26 protein-coding genes are annotated in these 18,758 nt (G+C 58.2%); 15 read left to right on the plus strand and 11 right to left on the minus strand.

Annotated features, from left to right (window positions below; genetic code table 11):
- Positions 1–46: 46 nt before the first annotated feature.
- Entirely contained in the window at positions 47–775 is a 729-nt protein-coding gene (locus MCRY_RS14905; protein WP_085631281.1) for a Crp/Fnr family transcriptional regulator, read from the minus strand.
- A gap of 80 nt (positions 776–855) precedes the next feature.
- Here MCRY_RS14905 and MCRY_RS14910 point away from each other — a divergent pair, with 80 nt between their 5' ends.
- Entirely contained in the window at positions 856–1,224 is a 369-nt protein-coding gene (locus tag MCRY_RS14910; RefSeq protein WP_085631283.1) for a hypothetical protein, read from the plus strand.
- On the opposite strand, the gene MCRY_RS14915 is transcribed toward MCRY_RS14910, so the two are convergent.
- Positions 1,221–1,511: a hypothetical protein gene (locus MCRY_RS14915; RefSeq protein WP_085631285.1), complete on the minus strand. Its 291-nt coding sequence runs from the start codon at positions 1,509–1,511 to the stop codon at positions 1,221–1,223. The genes MCRY_RS14910 and MCRY_RS14915 overlap by 4 nt on opposite strands.
- 121 nt (positions 1,512–1,632) lie before the next feature.
- Here MCRY_RS14915 and MCRY_RS14920 point away from each other — a divergent pair, with 121 nt between their 5' ends.
- A complete protein-coding gene (locus tag MCRY_RS14920; protein WP_085631287.1) occupies positions 1,633–1,794 on the plus strand; it encodes a DUF1328 domain-containing protein in 162 nt (53 codons plus the stop codon).
- 40 nt (positions 1,795–1,834) lie between these two features.
- Here MCRY_RS14920 and MCRY_RS14925 read toward each other — a convergent pair whose 3' ends face one another.
- Positions 1,835–2,644, minus strand: coding sequence for a response regulator (locus MCRY_RS14925; RefSeq protein WP_085631289.1), 810 nt, complete (start codon positions 2,642–2,644; stop codon positions 1,835–1,837).
- A 105-nt stretch (positions 2,645–2,749) separates the two neighbouring features.
- Between MCRY_RS14925 and MCRY_RS22620 the strand changes: the two genes are divergently transcribed.
- The 11 genes from MCRY_RS22620 to MCRY_RS14975 all read left to right on the plus strand — a co-directional run bounded on the left by MCRY_RS22620 (position 2,750) and on the right by MCRY_RS14975 (position 9,112).
- Positions 2,750–2,914: a NepR family anti-sigma factor gene (locus tag MCRY_RS22620; RefSeq protein ID WP_138488084.1), complete on the plus strand. Its 165-nt coding sequence runs from the start codon at positions 2,750–2,752 to the stop codon at positions 2,912–2,914.
- On the plus strand, positions 2,907–3,455 hold the full coding sequence (locus tag MCRY_RS14930; protein WP_085631291.1) for an RNA polymerase sigma factor: 549 nt from the start codon (positions 2,907–2,909) through the stop codon (positions 3,453–3,455). Before MCRY_RS22620 ends, MCRY_RS14930 begins: the two co-directional genes overlap by 8 nt.
- A 38-nt stretch (positions 3,456–3,493) precedes the next feature.
- Positions 3,494–5,005: a phospholipase D family protein gene (locus MCRY_RS14935; protein ID WP_338087037.1), complete on the plus strand. Its 1,512-nt coding sequence runs from the start codon at positions 3,494–3,496 to the stop codon at positions 5,003–5,005.
- Between the two features lie 56 nt (positions 5,006–5,061).
- Positions 5,062–6,030, plus strand: coding sequence for a YihY/virulence factor BrkB family protein (locus MCRY_RS14940; protein ID WP_085631293.1), 969 nt, complete (start codon positions 5,062–5,064; stop codon positions 6,028–6,030).
- A gap of 39 nt (positions 6,031–6,069) precedes the next feature.
- Positions 6,070–6,468, plus strand: coding sequence for a DUF4112 domain-containing protein (locus MCRY_RS14945; protein ID WP_085631294.1), 399 nt, complete (start codon positions 6,070–6,072; stop codon positions 6,466–6,468).
- Positions 6,461–6,673, plus strand: coding sequence for a hypothetical protein (locus tag MCRY_RS14950; RefSeq protein WP_085631296.1), 213 nt, complete (start codon positions 6,461–6,463; stop codon positions 6,671–6,673). Before MCRY_RS14945 ends, MCRY_RS14950 begins: the two co-directional genes overlap by 8 nt.
- Positions 6,666–7,127 (plus strand): baeRF12 domain-containing protein, encoded by a 462-nt coding sequence (locus tag MCRY_RS14955; RefSeq protein ID WP_085631298.1) that lies wholly within the window; start codon positions 6,666–6,668, stop codon positions 7,125–7,127. Before MCRY_RS14950 ends, MCRY_RS14955 begins: the two co-directional genes overlap by 8 nt.
- 61 nt (positions 7,128–7,188) lie before the next feature.
- Entirely contained in the window at positions 7,189–7,431 is a 243-nt protein-coding gene (locus tag MCRY_RS14960) for a hypothetical protein (protein ID WP_085631300.1), read from the plus strand.
- A gap of 21 nt (positions 7,432–7,452) precedes the next feature.
- Positions 7,453–7,650: a CsbD family protein gene (locus MCRY_RS14965; protein ID WP_085631303.1), complete on the plus strand. Its 198-nt coding sequence runs from the start codon at positions 7,453–7,455 to the stop codon at positions 7,648–7,650.
- 179 nt (positions 7,651–7,829) lie between these two features.
- On the plus strand, positions 7,830–8,795 hold the full coding sequence (locus tag MCRY_RS14970) for a fatty acid desaturase family protein (protein ID WP_085631305.1): 966 nt from the start codon (positions 7,830–7,832) through the stop codon (positions 8,793–8,795).
- Complete coding sequence (locus MCRY_RS14975; RefSeq protein WP_085631308.1) at positions 8,792–9,112, plus strand: non-heme iron oxygenase ferredoxin subunit; 321 nt, start codon at positions 8,792–8,794, stop codon at positions 9,110–9,112. The genes MCRY_RS14970 and MCRY_RS14975 overlap by 4 nt, the downstream gene beginning before the upstream one ends.
- A 2-nt stretch (positions 9,113–9,114) precedes the next feature.
- On the opposite strand, the gene MCRY_RS14980 is transcribed toward MCRY_RS14975, so the two are convergent.
- Both MCRY_RS14980 and MCRY_RS14985 read right to left on the minus strand, forming a co-directional pair.
- Complete coding sequence (locus MCRY_RS14980) at positions 9,115–10,140, minus strand: aromatic ring-hydroxylating dioxygenase subunit alpha (protein ID WP_085631310.1); 1,026 nt, start codon at positions 10,138–10,140, stop codon at positions 9,115–9,117.
- A 95-nt stretch (positions 10,141–10,235) separates the two neighbouring features.
- Entirely contained in the window at positions 10,236–11,207 is a 972-nt protein-coding gene (locus MCRY_RS14985; protein ID WP_238939838.1) for a LysR substrate-binding domain-containing protein, read from the minus strand.
- A gap of 64 nt (positions 11,208–11,271) precedes the next feature.
- On the opposite strand from MCRY_RS14985, the gene MCRY_RS14990 reads away from it, so the two are divergent.
- Positions 11,272–12,390 (plus strand): hypothetical protein, encoded by a 1,119-nt coding sequence (locus MCRY_RS14990; RefSeq protein ID WP_085631315.1) that lies wholly within the window; start codon positions 11,272–11,274, stop codon positions 12,388–12,390.
- On the opposite strand, the gene MCRY_RS14995 is transcribed toward MCRY_RS14990, so the two are convergent.
- The 4 genes from MCRY_RS14995 to MCRY_RS15010 are packed head-to-tail and all read right to left on the minus strand — an operon-like array spanning position 12,387 to position 15,786.
- A complete protein-coding gene (locus MCRY_RS14995) occupies positions 12,387–13,262 on the minus strand; it encodes an amino acid ABC transporter permease (protein WP_085631411.1) in 876 nt (291 codons plus the stop codon). The genes MCRY_RS14990 and MCRY_RS14995 overlap by 4 nt on opposite strands.
- A 56-nt stretch (positions 13,263–13,318) precedes the next feature.
- Positions 13,319–14,152 carry a transporter substrate-binding domain-containing protein gene (locus MCRY_RS15000; RefSeq protein WP_085631318.1) on the minus strand — a complete coding sequence of 278 codons (834 nt, stop codon included), beginning with the start codon at positions 14,150–14,152 and terminating at the stop codon, positions 13,319–13,321.
- A gap of 42 nt (positions 14,153–14,194) precedes the next feature.
- Positions 14,195–15,040 (minus strand): amino acid ABC transporter permease, encoded by an 846-nt coding sequence (locus MCRY_RS15005; RefSeq protein ID WP_085631320.1) that lies wholly within the window; start codon positions 15,038–15,040, stop codon positions 14,195–14,197.
- Complete coding sequence (locus MCRY_RS15010; RefSeq protein ID WP_171046143.1) at positions 15,040–15,786, minus strand: amino acid ABC transporter ATP-binding protein; 747 nt, start codon at positions 15,784–15,786, stop codon at positions 15,040–15,042. The genes MCRY_RS15005 and MCRY_RS15010 overlap by 1 nt, the downstream gene beginning before the upstream one ends.
- Before the next feature lie 217 nt (positions 15,787–16,003).
- Here MCRY_RS15010 and MCRY_RS15015 point away from each other — a divergent pair, with 217 nt between their 5' ends.
- On the plus strand, positions 16,004–17,011 hold the full coding sequence (locus MCRY_RS15015; protein ID WP_085631321.1) for a succinylglutamate desuccinylase/aspartoacylase family protein: 1,008 nt from the start codon (positions 16,004–16,006) through the stop codon (positions 17,009–17,011).
- Here the strand turns inward: MCRY_RS15015 and MCRY_RS15020 are convergent.
- Both MCRY_RS15020 and MCRY_RS15025 read right to left on the minus strand, forming a co-directional pair.
- Entirely contained in the window at positions 16,999–17,574 is a 576-nt protein-coding gene (locus tag MCRY_RS15020) for a carboxymuconolactone decarboxylase family protein (protein ID WP_085631323.1), read from the minus strand. The two genes, MCRY_RS15015 and MCRY_RS15020, sit on opposite strands and share 13 nt — an antisense overlap.
- Before the next feature lie 77 nt (positions 17,575–17,651).
- Positions 17,652–18,752: a mandelate racemase/muconate lactonizing enzyme family protein gene (locus MCRY_RS15025; protein ID WP_085631325.1), complete on the minus strand. Its 1,101-nt coding sequence runs from the start codon at positions 18,750–18,752 to the stop codon at positions 17,652–17,654.
- Positions 18,753–18,758 lie beyond the last annotated feature (6 nt).

Genomic DNA, 18,758 nt, shown 5'->3' on the forward strand with positions numbered 1-18,758 from the left:
AGAACGCGCTGTGGGCGGCAGAGTTCCCGAAGGTCGCGACGTAATGTCAGATCAAAGGACGCCGTATGGCAGGCACGCCTGCGGATAAGCCAAGCTCGGCCAATGCGTTGGGGCGATGTACGGTCAGCATCTCGCTTGACCATGTAACCACCCCCTGAGATCGCAACTTTGCCAGCGTTTTGTTCGTGTGCACCAAAGACAACCCCATGGCATCCGCGATATCCTGCTGGCGGTAAGGCAAGGGGACTTGGTCATTCTCGTTCAGACCCAAAGCGGTGAGGCGTTTGTAAAACCGGTTCAGAACCCATGCGATCTTGGTCATTGCGTTCATCTGGCCAACGGCGGCCAGCATTTCGCCCAAGAGGAATTCCTCGGTCGCCGCGACATGGGTCAGATCAAAGGCCCGGCGAGGCTGGTACTTGAAGAGATCCCAAAGTTCAGAGCGGTTGAACACACACAGTGTCATCCGGGTCGCGGCCTCGACCGTGTGTTTCATTTCTCCCATGACACCGCTTTGCAAGCCGATGAAATCGCCCGGAAGAATGAAGCCGACAACCTGACGGCTGCCGTCTTCGAGTGTCTTGTAGCGCATGCCCATGCCATCAAGGACCGTGTAAAGCTGGGAGGAAGATGCGCCTTCGGCCAGAATTTCGGTGCCCGGTTGGGCGATGAATTCCCCGGTTTTGAAGCGCGACATAAACTGAAGCTCATCTTTTGACATGTCCTCGAACAAATCGAGCTGTCGCAGCGGGCAGTTTTCGCAATTCGTTTTCATGATGCCTCGCTATGTCATAGTTTAATGCGCAAATGCTTCCGGGGTGTCATGCGTGACGAAACTCCAAAGGAATTTGAGACATGCCCGAGTTGACCACATCAGCTCCGAGAACACTGATTATTTCGAACAACATGGTCGAAGCCGACGATTTGACCGAGATCCTGACCGGGCAAGGGTTGGGGCCCGTCGTGCACGCGCGCGGCGTTGCAGATGCACATGACGCGCTGACCCAATCGGGAAAGCATCTCAGATTGATGCTGTTCGGATTGTCGATGCATCGGCACGATGTCGCAGATTTTCTTGCAACATATGATGCCAGCACCTGTCCGCTGATCGTGATTGACGGTCCGTCCGAATTTTCGGATCGGGCAGGGGCGGGCGTTTTGTTACGCCCCTACTCGACCGACGATGTGCTTGCCGCGTTGGCGCGGCTGGGGTTTGGCACTTAGGCACGTTTGTTCAGCGCAAGGCCCAGAACAACGCCGACGCCCATGGCACCCAGAACGGCCAGCGTCGGGTTGCGTCGCACCGCGCTGTCGAACTCGCCCTGAATGGTCTGCGCTTGATCGACACCCCGTTCTGCAGTCTCCAGCGCTGTGTCGCGCAGTTTGGCGCTTGCGTCCTGAACGCCCTCTTGTGCGTGTGAAACCGCGGCCTTGATCCTGTCCGATTTTGGCAGCGTTTGTGCCCCCGTGTCTTCGTGCAGGTCCGAGCTGTTTGTCTGTGTCTGTGCCATTTTAAATCTCCTTTCATTTCCACACCAACGTCTGTGGCGCCGCCAAAGTTCCTCGGAACCATCGCTGTCGAACAAGGGTTGAGAGGCCAGTTGCTGAATGGAAAAAGGAAAGGACTTCCCCATGCTGTATTGGGCTGCAATATTCTTTGTGATCGCTCTGATTGCCGCAGTGTTCGGATTTGGCGGCATTGCATCCGCCTCGGCCGGGATCGCGCAAATCCTGTTTGTGGTATTTGTGGTGCTCTTCGTGGCAACCCTTATCGTGCGGGCCGTGCGATCGTAAAAAAAACCGGAGCGGGTGCGCTCCGGTTTTTTTGTTGGTGTCAAGCTTTCAATGTTTCCGTGGAGGAGAAGAACATCGCCTGGCTGACCGCAGAGCGGACTTGCTCTTCGGTATAAGGCTTGGAAATCAGGAATGCGGGTTCCGGGCCTTCACCTGTCAACAGACGTTCCGGGAAGGCGGTGATGAAGATCACTGGAGTGTCCGGATTGTCGGCCACAATCTTGTTCACCGCGTCGATGCCGCTTGATCCGTCGGCAAGTTGAATGTCCGACATGATCAGATGCGGCTTTTCCGAGTTGAACAGTTTGACGGCCGCGTCGGCGGTGCGGGCGATTCCGGTCACCGCATGACCCATATCCGCAACGATGGCTTCAAGGTCCATGGCGATAATGGCTTCGTCTTCGATGATCATCACGCGACCAGCCAACGATTTTGCCATTTCGATATAGGCGATATCGACAAGCTTTTCCGACTCTCCGGAAGTGATGTCCAACACGCTGGCCACATCGTCAAAGGACATTTCCTCGATTGTGTGCAGCAGCAACGCTTCTCGCGTGCCCGTCGTCAGGCGGGCCAGATGTTTCTGGGCCTTTGCGGCGACGCCCGTTTCGGAATCGCTGAATGTTGCGCCCGAAGTGGACCAGATCGAATGGAAGACCTTGAACAGGGCGACCTTGTTAGACGCTTCGTGATCAAAGATGGATGTATCGCTCAGGATCGCTTCAAGAGCCGCGACAGCGTATTTGTCACCCTCGACCTGTGAACCGGTGAGAGCTCTCGCATATCGGCGCAGGAACGGAAGGTTCGCTCCGATCTTGGAGGTCAGGTCCTGGGGTTGTTCGGTCGACATAGAGAAAAGCTCCCACTTTTTTTGAATGTTACGGGAACCAAACGCCCTAGATAGCGTTAAGTTCCCGCTGACGCGCGACAAAAGTGCATAATTCTGAAGGGCTACATGAAACAGGATCGGAAATTATCAAGCCTTGAGCAAGAGATCGAGGCAAACCTTAAGCGGGTCTATGAGGACGTTGCCAAACAAGAGGTGCCGGATCGGTTCACCCAGTTGCTCGAGCAGCTTCGGCAAGCGGACAAACCGTCAACGGAGTCGTCAAATGACTGACCCCAAAGACGAAATCGTAGAGCATCTGAGTGCGATGCGCGCCTTCGCCATGAGTTTGACGCGCAATTCAGCGTTGGCGGATGACATGGTGCAGGACGCTTTGGTCAAGGCGTGGACGAAAATCGATTCCTACAAACCAGGCACGAACATGCGGGCGTGGTTGTTCACGATTCTGCGCAACACCTATTACTCGCATCACCGCAAAGCGCGTCGCGAAGTGGCTGATGTCGATGGTGAAATGGCGGCATCGCTGGCGCAAAAGCCGGATCACGACGGACGGCTTCAGATGCGCGACTTCAACCGGGCCTTTGACCAGTTGAACGATGAACAGCGCGAAGCGTTGGTGTTGGTCGGCGCGGGCGGCTTTTCCTACGAGGAAGCGGCAGAGACCTGTGGCGTCGCCGTTGGCACGATCAAAAGCCGCGTGAACCGCGCACGAAAACAATTGGTTGAAATCCTTCAGATGAGCGATGACGAGGTAATGGAGGCGACCGATATCGTGACCACCGGGATCGTGACCAACCAAAAGAACGTCGCCTGATCTGGCGCAAGAATGCCGGTCATGAAGAGGGGAAGCTTGTGTCTGATCCCGTGCGCGCCATGCACCCCGACTCTGCACCGGAGTTGGAAGTCCTAATCACCGCAGAAGAGGCGTGGCCCGCATTCGAGCGGGCTGTGCTGCAAGCGCGCTCATCGTTACATGGGTCGTTTCGGGTCTTTGATTTGCGCACACGGTTGCGCAGCCGCGAGGCGCAGGCCGTTGGAAAAGACTGGTTCGACCTCTTGGCGCATGTGATCCGGCGCGGTGTGTCGGTCACTTTGGTGGTCAGCGATTTCGACCCAGTCATGGCAACGCCTCTTCACGAGCTGACATGGCAGACCGTGCGGCAGGGCGCGGCTTTGGCCGAGATCGCAAATGCCGCGCCGGGGCAGGTCTCCATCACCGCAGCACTACATGACGCGCGTGCGGGCATTCTACCTTGGGGGATATTGCTGCCTGCCGTGCTCAAACGCAAATGGGATCAGTTGGCTGGCTTGTCCCAGGACCGTCTGACACGACAGGCCGTGTTGTTGAACAAGCAACCCTTGCCCGAATTGCGCACGGTCACCCATCACCAAAAGCTGGCGGTGGTCGATGATGATACGCTGTTCATCGGTGGTCTTGATCTGAATGAAAGGCGTTTCGACACGCTGGACCATAACCGTCCAGCACGCGAAACATGGTCTGACATCCATCTGTTGATGCGCAACGGGCCAGAGGTAGCCGAAGCCAAGAGCCATCTTGACACGTTTCTGGATGTGACATCGGGCAAATGCGCAGCCCCGCAGCTTGATACGATCAAGCGCACCATGTCGGCGCCGCGACGTATGCAGTTTCCCTATCTGTCGCCACGCACGGTGGTGAATGAGATCGAGGCGACGCATATCCAGAGTTTCCGCTCTGCCCGCCACCTGATCCATATTGAAACGCAATTTCTTCGCTCCCGACCGATTTCGGCGGCCTTGGCCGAGTCTGCGCGTCGCAACCCGGGGCTTCATCTCGTGGCGATCCTGCCGGCCTTGCCGGAAAGCCTTGCATTCTACGACGAAGACGGGCTGGACACGCAGTTTGGCCTTAGTCTGCAACAAGAGGCAGTTGGTCTTGTCCAAGACGCCTTTGGCGACCGTGCGCTGTTCGCGTCGCCGGTGCGACCGGTCATGGCCTCGCGGGATTGCAGGTCTGCGCTTGCAGGGTCACCAATGATCTATGTGCACAACAAGGTTCTTGTGAAAGATGACGATTTCGCGCTGATCGGGTCCGGAAATCTGAATGGTCGGTCCATGCGGTGGGATACTGAAGCGGCGGTTGCCATTTCAGAGCCCGAAAAGATGCGCGTCCTGCGAGACCGATTGCTGTCGCATTGGTGGTTTGACGCGCTTCCGGCCGAGGCTGTGCGGGCCGAGACCTTGTTTCCATGGTGGGCGCGGGCCGTTGCGGAAAACGGAGTGTGCTTGCCGGAAAACAGAACGGGTTTCTTGGTGCCCTATGATCCCGAAAACCATGCGCATTTGGCACAAGCCCTGCCGGGGATCACCGAAAACATTGTCTGACGGAACTTGACACTGCTGCCCGCGGTTCCTTTTGTGACCTGCAAGGAGACATGCCTATGAGCCGTGGACGTTTCGCCCACCGCCCGACCCACATCCCAACCAAGGGGATTTTGGATGTCCTCGTCCGAATGTGGAACAAACAAACGCATTTGAACCTGGGATTGATCGCCGCCGGGATCGCGTTTTACGGCTTGCTGTCCTTGTTTCCGGGCATCACCGCCATCGTGGCTTTTGCCGGGACGTTCCTCAATCCCGAGATGTTGGTCGAGAACAGCGAAGACATCGCGGCCCTGTTGCCCGAAGCGGCACAGACCATCGTGCTGGGACAGTTGCGGGATGTGGCGAATGCCGACAGCTCGACACTCAGCTTTGCCGCGTTGTTCAGCTTGGCCATTGCGCTTTATTCCGCATCGAAGGCTGTGGCGAATTTTATCGCCGGGCTGAATGTCATCTACGAAGAACGCGAAACCCGGAACTTCTTTGTGGTCAAGGCGCTTACGATCCTGCTCACGATTTTCCTGATTGTCGGTTTGCTTGTCGCCATCATCGTTGTGGCTGCCATCCCAGTGATCGCAGCGATTTTCGGGGATTACGGCATCATTGACGACGTGGTGATGTTCCTGCGTTGGCCTTTCCTGTTTCTCATGGGGGCGTTCGGGATCGCGGTGCTGTACCGATTGGGGCCAAACCGCAGGTCTGCGAAATGGCGCTGGCTGACACCAGGAGCGTTCGTGGCTTGTGCGCTTTGGGTGGGGGGCAGTTACGGGTTCAGCCTCTATGTCCAGTCATTCGGATCTTACAACGAAACGTTCGGCGCTTTGGGTGGGGTCATCATCCTTCTAACCTGGCTGTGGCTTTCGGCGTTCATTGTGCTTTTAGGGGCATTGTTGGATGCCGAGCTTGAAGCGCAGACCAAACGCGACAGCACCGTGGGCGAGGATCGCCCGATGGGGGAGCGTGGCGCGGTAAAAGCAGACACTCTGGGTGCATCGATCGGTGAGGAAATAACGGAACCCTCAAGCTGATCACACGTTGACCTTCCGAGCATTTTGGGAGGGATCACCATGGTCCAGACATCGTTGTCGTCCGCCGATACAGCAGACCGTCTGGCGCGCATTGCGCGCGTCGCAGCCCTGCTGGACAGCCGATTCCGCGTGCCGGTCATCGGTGTTCGCGTTGGGTGGGATTCCATTCTTGGCGTGATCCCCGGTATTGGTGACGCGGTGACCACGGTTCCCGCCGGATGGATGATCTGGCAGGGCTACCAGATGGGCGCGCGCAAACGCACGTTGGCCCGTATGGGGCTTAACGCTGGTATCGATCTGATCGTGGGCGGTGTTCCGATCATCGGTGATCTCTTCGACGTTGCTTTCAAATCCCACAAGAAAAACCTCGCGCTGCTGCAAAGCGACATGCAGCGCAGGGTAATTCACGCAAGCTCCGAGGAGGTGGCACATGGCTGAACGGCAAAGATCCAAAGACGGTCGTCGCGAGACAGAAGAAGTGTTCGGCGTCGACGCAGACATTGACCAGCAGGGTCGCAGCGGCGGCCGTCTGGCACGCACCATCGGTTCGAAAGACGAACAGAAACGCAGCACGGAGCGTCCTGCAGGCGCGACGCGTGTGACCAAGGGTCTCGAAGACGAGGAGGACAACAGTGATGCGTAAGTCAGGTGTACCGCAAAACGCATGGGTGCTTATCGCAGATGGTGAAAAGGCACTCTACCTTGTCAACAAAGGTGACGACATGGACATGAACCTTGTCGTTCGCGACAAGGAAGAACAGGACAATCCGAAGGCGCAGGATTGGGCCGAAAACCGTCCGGGCCGCTTTAACGACGGCCCGTCCGTACAGCGCTCGGCCGTCGACGACACCGACTGGCACCAACTGGAAAAAGAGCGTTTCGCCAAGGATGTCGCGGAGCAGCTTTACCGGGATGTGCACAAGGGACGGTTCAAGGACCTGATCATCATTGCAAGTCGCCCGGCCTTGGCCGAGCTGCGCAAGGAAATGCACCCTGAAGTGGCGGCACGTGTGCGGTTGGATGTGGCCAAAGTACTGACCAACCACCCAATCGACGAGATTGAAGCGCTGTTGAGCCGCGAAATGGAAAATACCTGAAAATCTGTGGAACTTTCTTGGCGGTATCTTCGTTAACTTACTGAAAAAAGGAGATATTGTTATGAAAATCGGAGCAATTCTTGCAGGTGTCGTGCTGGTCGCGGCTGTGGCATTCGGCGTTTACATGGTCGACATCGACCAAACCGAAGACGGTGCGTTGCCGACCGTGTCTATCGAAGGCGGCAATCTGCCCGAATACGATGCCGAGGTCGGCGATGTCGACGTCGGAGAACGCGATATCACCGTGACCGTCCCGACGGTCGACGTGGAATCGCCTGAAGAAGACGCTGTTGCGTCTAACTGAATTTAACGAAAGGAGAGTCTCATGGATCGCGACGTGATCGAAGGCAAATGGACTGAAATCAAAGGTCAACTGCGCGAGGCGTATGGAGACCTGACAGAGGACGACGTTGAGGAAGCCAAGGGTGATCGGGAACAGATGGAAGGTGTGCTCCAGCAGAAGCTGGGCAAGTCGAAAGACGAAGTGCGCCAGACCGTTGACCGGATTCTGAACAACGTCTGAACCCTGTCTCAACATGACCCAAAGCGCGCGGCTGTTTCCCTCCAGCCGCGCGTTTTTGTTTGCCCGTTTGAAAGGCGGGGCGATGCCGCATCTGCCTGAGTGCCGGGGCGCAGTGTCTTCGGGAATTGCGATATACGCGTATGGGTCGTAGCTTATTGGTACACACCACCGGAGCACCCATGTCGACAGACGTTCGCACCCCGATCACCCAAGCCATGCAGGAAGGCGCGTTGACGCGCCGCGAGTTGAAAGCACTGATGGTTCGGTCTGACGGTCCCGCTTTGTGGCGGGTGCTGGTTTTTTCGCTGGCGCTTGTTGCCACCTCTGGTCTGATTGCGCTTACCTATGACAGTTGGTGGATCTGGCCAGCGATGTTTGTGCATGGCGTGGTGATCGTACATCTGTTCGCGCTTCAGCATGAATGTGTGCACTATACCGTGTTCAAGACACGGAAACTCAACGACATTTTCGGTAATATTTGCGGCTATGCGATCATCCTGCCATTTCAGCAGTTTCGCTACGAGCATTGCAATCACCACACTTACACCCAGCTCAAGGGGCAGGATCCCGAACTGATCGAACTGCCGATCTCGGTCTGGAAATACCTGTGGTACATTTCCTCGGTGCCCTATTGGCGCAACAAGTTTTCGCAAATTCTGCGCAATGGCGCTGGGCGGTTGAACGACGAAGACCGTACGTTCCTGACCAAGTACGAAGCGCCGATCATTATCCGCGAGGCCCGACTGATGCTGGCCTTCTATGCTTTGATCGCCGTTGTATCTGTTTTCATGGGGTGGACTTGGCCGCTGTGGTACTGGCTTGTTCCGCTGTTTCTGGGTGAACCGGTGATGCGGGCGATCCGTTTGACCGAACATGTGGGGCGGCCCAACGTGGACGACATGAAAGAAAACACCCGCACATCGCTTGTCTCGGGTCCGATGCGATTTCTGTGCTGGAACATGAACTACCACGCAGAACACCACTATGCTGCGTCCGTGCCGTTTCACGCGTTGCCCAAGCTGCACGAGAAACTGCAGGGCTATGTTTATGTCGAGGAACGGGGATATCTTGGCGCGCATGTGGACATCATCCGCCAATTGTTAGGTCGGAAACCCCGCAGTGACAGTGAGGCCCGCAAGGCGTGACAGCGCGGGACAAGGCTTGGACGGATGTGATCGCGGTCAGTGATCTTGAGCCCGGTGACGCGACACCCGTGACGCTTGGGGCGCGGGAATTGGCGGTCTTCGATGCATCAGAGGGGATTTTTGTCAGCCTTGCCCGCTGCACGCATGGCGCGGCCAATCTGTGCGATGGGCATTTCGACGGCACACATATCGAATGCCCTCTACATCAAGGCCTGTTCGACGTACGCAGCGGCGCACCCAAGGCGGCCCCTGCACGGCTGCCGCTGCGGATGTTTGAGACGCGTGTGGTCGATGGGGTTGTGCAGATCCTGATCTGACCTTAACCGGTTTGTTCCGCGTCGATGGTGCGTGTCACCATCTGACGGAACAGCTTGGCCCCGGCATCCAGCCCAAGGTCGATATAGGGCGTGGCCGGGTTCTTCATGCCCTGGTGGACCTGTTCCAGAACGACGCGATCCTCTTCGAATGCCATGCGCGCGCCTGCGTTCATCCGCTCGGACACCTCTTTGTCGTGCGGATCGGTGTTGCGGTGCTGGAACCAGAAATACCGGGTCTTGTCTTCGGTAATCGGGGTCATGAAGTTGTAGGAGATGTTGATCAGCGTGTTTTCGACCGGCGCACTGCCCGGTCCGCCGGTGCCCGGAGGGGTGTAGATCGACTTGTTCAAACCAATGCCCGGCAGGCACATTTCATAATGCTGAAGCCGGTCGCAAACGCCCTCGAACTTAACCAGCTTGGCATAATAGGGCGACGGCGGTTGACCATAGATCCACCGCGCCACGATCACGCCGCGGTCGGTCTTGCTCACGTCCAACGCGCCGTCATCCGTACCCGCCCCTGCGAAAGACGTCACATGCACCCAAGCGACATGGCTGGGGTCCAGCAGGTTGTCGCAGACCCAAAGGTAGTGGCAGTCTATGTCCATCGCTCCGCCATCGGTACAACCCCAATCGGGATTGTCGTAGTTTTCAATCGGGAAGATCAGGTCGGGATCGGCCTTTTCAGGATCGCCCATCCAGATCCAGAGCAGGCGATAGCGGTCGACAACAGGATAGGATTTCACCACAGCTCGGCGTGGGATCTGGCCGCGCTGGGTCGGGGCATCGACGCAACTGCCGGAGCAGTCAAAGGTCAGGCCGTGATAACCGCATTCGACTGTGTCGCCTTTCAGGTTGCCTTGCGACAAGGGCAGCTTGCGATGCGGGCAGGCGTCTTCCAGCGCCACTGGTGCGCCTGCTTCGGTACGGTAGATCACCACCCGTTCGCCCAGATAGGTTTCCGCCTTGAGCGACCGCCCGAACTCTGAGGACCAACCTGCCACGTACCACGTATTCCTGATAAACATGGGCTGTCCTTCCTGCATCGCGCCTGATGATCCCAGACTGCCCCGGAACACTTCTTTGCACCAGTCTCTACAACTGATTTTCGAGATTACCCTGACTAATCAGAACCTGATGCCGTTTGCACATGCGCGTGGTGTTGTGCCTGTTCTTTGGCTTCGGTGATGATCCAGTCCAGAAACAAGGCGATCTTGCGGGCGCGCCTTTGGTCTTCGGGGTAGACCAGCCAGTAATTGAGCGGCGATGCGGCGGTTTGCGGAAAGGGTTGGATCAAACGCCCGTCCCGCAGCGCATCCATGACAAGCGGGCTGCGCCCCATCGCAACACCATCGCCCTGAATGGCAGACTGAACCACCATGTTCGACTGGCCAAAGCTGCGGATGCGGGCAGGGGTCGGAAGGCTGTGCCCGGTTTCGCGGGCCCAGTATTCCCATGTCGGCAATTCCGTTGTCGTGGGCGCGAATTCGTCACGGATTTGGGTATGAAACGCGAGGTCTGTGATACTGCGCAATGGTTTTGCACCATTCAGAAGGCTGGGCGCGCAAACCGGCGACAGCGTTTCACGGATCAGCGGAACAACGCCATACCCGGGGAAATCCCCCGTTCCATAGCGGATCGCAATGTCCGCCTCGGCCCGCGCGACGCCGCGCAATCCAGTGTCGGTGGTGATCGAAATGGCAAAATCCGGGTGCGCCCGATCAAAGCTCATGAGGCGTGGAAACAGCCAGATAAATGCAAATCCGGGATGACAGCTGATGACGATGGTCTTGTCGTCCCGCCGTTTGTCCCGGATATCCTCACAGACTTCCGAGATCTGCCCAAGCCCGTCTGCGATGCTCAGAGCCAGCCGCGCCCCGTCGCGTGTGGGCAGGGACCGTTTTGGGCCTCGGGTGATCAGGTCATGCCCCAGCCATTCTTCCAACGCTTTGACATGCTGGCTGACTGCGCTCTGGCCGACACCAAGTTCATCGGCTGCCTCGGAAAAACTGCCGTGACGGGCGACGGCCTCGAACGCCCTTAGCGCAGCAAATGGCAAATTCAATAACATATTAGCCAGACTAATGTGTTTCATTCGGCCTTTCAATTAGAGACCGACGCAGGATGATCTTAGCGTTTCCCTGACAGGAGGCGCGGTCATGGCGGCATTGGCAGGGGCTTGGAACATGTTGGCGAATTGCGCCAAGGCGCAGCGCGGCGAGCGTGTTTTGATAGCCTATGAGCCTGCCGAACATGGATATTTCGACGCGCATGTCCTGAACGCTGTTGTGCGGATGGCCCGTGAGATGGGCCTGATCGTCAAGACCGCCAATGTCGGCTTTGACCCTAACGCGACACGTCTGCCTGACGCGCTGCGGGTGCAGATCGACAAGGCGGATATCGTTCTCTTTCTGGCCCGCTTGGGTGACCAACTGCGGTTCTCTGACATGCCGCCCGGCAAACGCATCGTTGTGAGCTTTGCACTTGATGAAGGGTTGCTGGGGTCCGGCTTTGGCACCACGTCCTACGCGGCATTCGTCGCGCTGAAATCGCTGATCAGCGACAGCCTGAACCACGCCGCAACCGTACGGGTCACCTGTCCCAACGGTACGGATGTGGTCGGAATTCCGGAAATGCCCCCCGACGAAGAGGGGGACACGACGGTGATGCGCTTTCCGATGTCGGTCTTCAAACCCGTCCCGGCGCACAGCTTTTCCGGGCGTGTTGCCCTGTGTGGCTTCCTGACGGGTACAGGGTCACATTACTATGACAACTACACGGTGGAATTCGACGGTCCGGTGATGGCCTATCTTGGTCGCGGGCGGTTGCTGGGGTTTGACGGCAGCGCGCGCGATGTGGCTGCGGCCAATGCACATTACGATCGGGTGGCGGACAAGCTAGGCATCGACCGCAACTTTGTTCACTCGTGGCACGCTGGTATTCATCCCGGCTGCGGGTATTTGCAAGACGCGCGGGTGAATTACGAACGCTGGGGCGGTGCCGCGTTCGGCAATCCCCGTATCCTGCATTTCCACACCTGCGGCGCCTATGCACCGGGTGAAATTTCGTGGAACGTACTGGACCCAAGTATCTGGATCGACGGTATTCCGGTCTGGGACAAGGGGGTGTTTCATCCGGCGCGTCTTGCCGGGGGGCAGGCCATTCTAGACGCATACCCCGATGCGGCGGCAATCTTTGCGCATCCCGACGCCCATGTCGGCCTGACTGCATGGAATGACGTTGCCGGTGTGGCCCCGGCGCTGGTGGCTGTGTCCTAAGACTTGCGCCGTTCCAGCCTGCGGAACAGCATCGACAAGCCAAAACAGATCACAAAGTAGAACGCGGCCGTGGTGATCCACGCCTCAAAGATCAGGCGGGTCGAGGCCACAAGTTCGACTGTCTTGAACGTCAGCTCCTGAACCGAAATCAGCGAGATGATCGCGCTGTCCTTGATCAGGGTGATAAACTGGTTGGCCATCGGCGGCATCACTTTGTGCAACGCTTGCGGCAGCACGATATAGCGCATTTCCTGCGTGCGGCTCATGCCGATGGACCGTGCCGCCTCGCGCTGGCCCCGGTCGATGGACTGAATGCCGGCGCGGACGATTTCCCCGACAAAGGCGCTTTCGAACAGGGCCAGAACAATCACGCCCGAAATGAGCGACGGAAAGCGGCGCATGTCGCCAAAGAAGAACTCCCACACCGCGCGATTATCCGACCGGGCAATCTCGCGCGCCCAGCTTTCGATATTGAGCGCTGTGATAAGTTGCTGCGACAGGAAGAAGAAGAAGATGAAGATCACCACCACCGGTGGGATATTGCGCAGGAATTCCAAATAGGTGCGCGCCAGCATGCGGATGGTGAGGTTCTTGGCGCAGCGCGCGATGCCAAGGATCGTCCCCAGAATGACGGCCAGGATACTTGCGTAGATCGAGATGCGGATGGTGGCGATCAGACCTTGCAGCAGTACATTGGCGAACCATTCCTCGCGTTCGGTGTGAAAGCGCAGGATGTAATTGGGGATCAGGTGCCAGCGCCAATTATAGTTCAGCGTGCCTTCGATCTTCCACCAGATATAGCCAAAGAACGCCAGCACGACGGCCAGGACAAGCCAGTCGAGCCAGTGCAGTTTCTTCAGTCTATTCAACACATCATGGGCCTTTGCAAAGGTGCCCCCCAGCGCGGGGCCGGGGGGCAAAGCACTGATTATTCCGGAACCTGATCGGCCCAGTCATTGCCACGGAACCAGTAGTCGTGACGTTCCTTCAGCCAGCCTGTGTTGGTCTTGGCGGTGATCCAGCTGTTGAAATAGGCCAGCGCGTCGGGGTCACCCTTGCGGATCGCAAAGCCTTCGCCACCTGCCTGGAACGCCTGATTGAACGGCACGCTCAGCACGTCGGGATAGCGGCGCGCTTCGCTGGATGGTGTCGGTTCGGACGCCATTGTCGCGTGGGCGTTGCCGTTCAGGACTTCCTGTGTCGCGGCACCGTCTTCGTCAAAAAGCAGCAGCGTTGCTTCGGGGAACATGTCCGCGATCACGGTAGCCGGTGTGGCCCCGCGACGGGCGGCAAAGGTCACTTCCGAGCTGTTGTAGTCTTCCAGCGTAAAGCCTTCGGTCATCGCTGTGTTGGCAAGGATGGTCATGCCGGAATAAGCGTAAGGAACAGTAAAGTTGACCGTGAGGTTTCGCTGAGGCGTTACCGTCATGCCGCTGATGATGGTGTCGAAATTGCCCGACACGAGGGCCGGGATGATGCCGTCCCACGAGGTCGGCACGAATTCCACCTCAACGCCCATGTCCTCGGCCAATTGGCGACCCACGTCGAGTTCAAAGCCGATCAGTTCGCCGTTCAGGTCACGCATCGACCACGGCTTGAACAGCGACAGACCGATCTTGATGACACCGCGTTCCTTGATGGTTTCGATCACGCTCGCGCTGGCCACGTCTTGTGCCGTGTTCTGCGCAAGCGCCGGCAGGGCTGCCGTTGCGGCCAGCGTGGCACCAAGTGCGGCGCCTAGAAATCTTCTGGTGATATTCATGTTTGAACTCCCTGTTCAGTAGAATGCGCCTTTGGGCGCGGGTTAGGTGTCGACAGCGTAGCGTTTTTCGACGAACGACACGCCAACGGACAGGATCAGCGTCACCGCCATGTAGACGGCGGCGATGGTGAACCAGATTTCGAAACTCATGTAGGTTTCCGAGATGATGTTCCGCCCAATGGTCGTAAGTTCGGCCACGGCAATCACGCTGACGATCGCCGATGACTTGACCATATGGACCACTTCGCCGGTCATAGGCGGCAGCATGAAGCGGATGGATTGGGGCAGGATGATGTAGCGATAGGCCTGTCCCTTCGACATCCCGATCGAGGTTGCGGCTTCCCACTGGCCCTTGGCCACCGCGTTGATCCCGGCGCGAAAAATCTCGGAGATCAGGACAGAATGAAACACCGCAAGGCACAGGATGCTGGCCCAGTAACGGTCGAAGCCGAAAATCGGACCCAGCACGTAGTAGAAAAGGTAGAGCAGCACCAAGAGTGGAATGTTGCGGATCAGTTCGAGGAAGCCGACCGACACCGCCGTGCAGACGACCAGTCCAGACAGGCGCAGCAAAGCAACGATCAGGCCCATGGCCACAGCAAGGGCAAAGGCAATGCTCGATAGTGTCAGGGTCTTGACCAGACCGACACTGATCTCGCCCCATTGAAAGCCGTCTTCGGTGAAGGAATAGAAATACTGCGGAATGCGATACCACTGCCAATTGTACCCCATCGCCTGAGCGCCGCTATAGGCCAGCCACACGATGCCGCCGACGATAAAAGCATAGGCGATGATCGAGAACGTGACTGAATCAATCGCCTTGGCAATCGGTTGGCGCTGCGGCAACGCGCGGCCTTTGGGGGTGTATGTCGGCTCTGCGATGCTCATCAGTGATCCAGAATTTGGTCAAGGAACGCGCGGCATCGGGCGCTGGCGGGGTTGGTGAAGAACACCTCTGGCGGAGCAGTTTCCACGATCTCGCCCGCATCCATGAACACCATCGTGTCCGCAACCTTTCGGGCAAAGCCCATCTCGTGGGTGACGACGACCATCGTCATGCCGGTGTCGGCCAGTTCGACCATCACATCCAGCACCTCGTTGATCATCTCGGGATCAAGCGCCGAGGTTGGTTCGTCAAACAGCATGATCCGGCTTTCCATACACAACGACCGGGCAATCGCCACGCGCTGCTGCTGGCCTCCGGACAAGGCAGATGGGTATTTGTCGGCCTGTTCGGGAATGCGCACGCGCTCAAGGTATTTGCGCGCGGTCCGTTCCGCTTCGGACGGCGACACCTTGCGCACCTTGATCGGACCGATGGTCAGGTTTTCCAGAACGGTCAGGTGCGGAAACAGGTTGAACTGCTGGAACACCATCCCGACTTCCTGCCGCAGCCGGTAGATATGTTTGGAGTCCTCAAACACCTCGACCCCGTCGACAGTCAGAACTCCGGAATTGTGGAACTCCAGCCCGTTGATGCAGCGGATGAGGGTCGACTTGCCCGACCCGGACGGGCCGCACACCACCATCCGCTCGCCTTCGCGGACGCTGATCGAGATGTCCTTTAGGGCGTGGAAGTCGCCATAGAACTTGTCGACATGGTCAAACGTAATGATCGGCGCATTATCCGGCATTCAAAGCAGACATTGATAGACCTTCCCCAGTGGCTGCGTCCATCAAACCAAGGAAGTCCTTGCAGGTGCAAGGTAAACTTTTGGCTGATCAAGGTGTGGGTGGTCCAGTTTTCGCGGATGCTGCAATTCTGATCGCTCCCATTCACGGTCTGGCAGTTGATGTTTTCTCTCGATCAGCGTCAGGTAATGTGAGGATCGCAGGAGGCAACCGACGACCATGAAAACTCCCAGCCGCATCGCGTTGACGATTGATCTGTCTCAGCAGGGCAAACACACCGGTGACGCCATGCTGCGCTGGTCAGACAACAGCAATCCGCTGGGCTATCACCCGATCCCGGTTGTGTCGGTCAAAGGGGCAGGCGGGCCTGTGCTGCTCTTGCTCGGGGGCACACATGGGGACGAATTCGAAGGTCCGTCCGCGATTATGCGGGTGCTGCAGTCGGTTGATCCGTCGCACCTGCGCGGCCAGATCATCGCTTTTCCAACGCTCAACATGCCCGCAGTCGCGGCGTCATCGCGGGTGTCGCCGCTGGACGGGGCCAATCTGAACCGCGCTTTTCCGGGCACCCGAGACGGGGGGCCGACCGCGATGATCGCACATTTTTTGGAAACCGAGATTCTGCCGCTTTGTGATGCGGCGATTGATCTGCATTCAGGCGGCAAGGCGTCGTTCTTCGAGCCCTGCGCGTTGCCAACACTGACGGACGACCCGGCGCTTGCGACGAAGAACATGCAGCTTGCCCATCTCTTCGGCTTGCCCTTGGTCTGGCGTCTGGGCGGGCATAATGACAACCGTTCGGTGAACTCTGCCGCAGACCGCGCAGGTGTTCCAATGATCGCAACCGAACTTGGCGGCGGTGGCGGGGTCGATCCGGGTATCACCGATCAGGCAGAGGCCGGGATCTGGAATATCCTGCGTCATCTGAACATGGTCGATGGAGAGGTGCATCACCCGCCCAAGCCGCGCGTGGTGGAGATCCGCGACCCCGGCGCGTCGCTTTACGCCAGATCCGAAGGGCTGTTCGACCGCGCGCTGAGCGCTGGGCAGGATGTGACCGCCGGTGATTTCGCCGGGTGGTTCCACCATGTGACGGAACCCGAACGGCCTTCGGTGCGGCTCACTGTGCCGCAGGACGGGATGATCCTCGCCCACACCAATCGCGGGCTGGTCACGCGGGGCGAGATGTTGCTCTTGGTGGTGCAGGACGTGGATCAGGCTTTGTAATAGCCCACGATATCACCTTCAGTTGTTGCACCAAGACCGTTCAGCAAGCGGTTGGAATAATTGAAATAAGCGCAGACCTGATTGACCTCGAGTATCTCTCCGTCGTCGCATCCTGCGATCTTCAGCGCCTCGAAATCCGACTTGACCATTTTGCCCACCGACACCGTCAGTTTCGCCGCGTAGCGCAGCAGCGCCAGTTCCTTGCCGTCGAACTCATCTTCGGGGCGGTGCGCCTTGAGCGCGGTGAAAATCCGGTCTGACCGCGGCTGATCCTTGAGCAGATTGCGGACGTTCATGAAGTGGTGCGTCAGCGAATAGGTGCAATCGTTCAGGATCGACGTATAGCTGGCCACCACTTCCAGAAACCAGAACGGCAGCCTGTTGTCGTCGGAATGCAGCACCGACCGATAGAGCGCCACATGCCCGTGCATGGTCTCGGGGCGCAGCGAATGCACGCGCATCACGGTGTCGACGGTGCCATGTGGCGTGCGGGCCTGATCCAGCAGTTCCTTCAGACGCGGCGATGCGTCGTCGTCCGAGATCATGTCGATCCATGCGGTCATTGTGAAGCTCCTTGGGGCTGTGTGGTGCCGCGAGTATCGGCAGTCTGACGACGACAAAGCAAGGGGCTATGGCGCCGCTAGACCTCGCTGATCTGATAGCTGGACCGTGCAAGCCATTCAGGGCTGATCTCGACTCCCCAACCGGGGGCGTCGGTGACGCAGGCATGGCCGTCTTCGATGCCGTAAGGCGATTGTACGAACAGCCCCTCCTGCCATGGGTAATAGTCCGGTCCTTCGATGGAGAACTCCAGATACTTGCCCGCATTCGGGATCGCCCGCAGCAGGTGCATGGTGAACAGCGTCACCATCGACCAGTTGGCGCAGTGGGGTGTCACAGGTAGTTTCGCAGCCTCGGCCATCCGAACAACGCGCAGCGTGCGGCAGATGCCACCAAGATAAAGGATGTCGGGCTGCACGATATCCACCGCCCGCATGTCGATCATGCGTTTCCAAGTGGGCAGGTCGCAATCCTGCTCGCCGCCCGTGACGTCGATCAGCAGCGCATCGGTCACGCGCTTGGTCTGCTCCAATTCCCAGTAGGGGCAGGGTTCCTCGAAATGGCTGAAACCGTGATCCTGTAGCATGTGGCCGACTTCGATGGCGCGATCCGGGGAATAACAGCTATTGGCGTCGATCAGCAGCGCCACATCTGGTCCCAGTTCGCGGCGCATGGTCGGGATGATTTCCTCGGTGCGACCGGGCCATTCGTCCTGATTGCGCCCAACTTCCGCTCCGGCACGGACCTTGAAGGCGTCAAAGCCCTGCGTGTCGCGCAGATGCTTGAGCCGTGCTGCCTCGTCCGCCGGGGTGATGTCGCGCTTCATTGAAGATGCATAAGCGCGGATTTTGCCGGGCGTGCCGCCCAAGAGTTCGACCACGGGCTTGCCCTGCTGCTTGCCGCGCCAGTCCCAGATCGCGGTATCCAGCCCCGCCATCGCACGGCGCAGGTATGAGCCGGGGAATTTGTGTTCGCGTTCGGTCACGATATCCAGCAGATCGTCCAGATCGGTCGTGTCCTGTCCCAACGTCCATGGTGCCACCTGCCGGTGTAGCACCTGACAGGTGATGTCTGAATGATAGGTCGACACCTGACCCCAGCCCTGAGAGCCGTCTTCAGCAGTGACACGGACAAAGCCCACATCTGCGGTGGTGAAGGTCTCGATGGATTTCAGCTTCATGGCGTG

The sequence above is a fragment of the Marivita cryptomonadis genome, assembly GCF_002115725.1.
Taxonomy (GTDB): Bacteria; Pseudomonadota; Alphaproteobacteria; order Rhodobacterales; family Rhodobacteraceae; genus Marivita; species Marivita cryptomonadis.